Source organism: Dellaglioa sp. CoH-57-MRSF-20 (assembly GCF_056781955.1).
Genome location: NZ_JBXAXV010000072.1, coordinates 1 through 546, shown reverse-complemented (window position 1 = coordinate 546; position 546 = coordinate 1). Strand labels below are relative to the sequence as shown.

Below are 546 nucleotides of genomic sequence, written 5' to 3'. Positions count from 1 at the left end.
GGAACAGAAAATGACGAACACGAACGCAAGCGCCCCCGTCCGGTGCAAGGGCTATCAATCCGTGTCGTTTGCGCGTGCTGAGGCACCGAGCGACGTAATCGGCTCGTTCTATGCCGTGTACCCGGATGGCCGCGTCTATGAAACGCCGATCACACTCGCGCAGTATCGTACGCACCTGTTTGCGTTCCGGGGTGCGCGGTGGGTGCCGTCATCGATGACGGCTGAGCAAGTGCGGGACACCGCTGAATTCAACGGCAATTCCGCGTTCCCCGTCTGAGGCGCGGACAACCGAACAAAAGGGGCTCTTAGGGGCCCTTTTTCACGTCCGGGGCCGGCAGGCTGAGGGTGCGCCGTAGAGTGCTAAAACGTCCATTATAAATGCGCGGAACGGGGGTCTAAATGGGCCCGATGGGGGTATGTACAGGACGCGTCGAATGTTGGTCAAAACGGCTCAATCTCGGGCCGTTTTGCGATGCGGGGATGGGATGGGTTAGTGTGTGATTAGGGCCCGCACTCGGGTAGGCCCCGAGCGATCCGGGCCAAACG

Annotated in this window: 1 protein-coding gene; it reads left to right on the top strand. The window is 60.6% G+C overall.

Annotation, left to right across the window (positions count from 1 at the left end; genetic code table 11):
• A partial coding sequence (locus tag AC1RPN_RS08150) for a hypothetical protein (protein ID WP_481763709.1) occupies positions 1–277 on the top strand: 277 nt, incomplete at its 5' end.
• Positions 278–546: the final 269 nt, after the last annotated feature.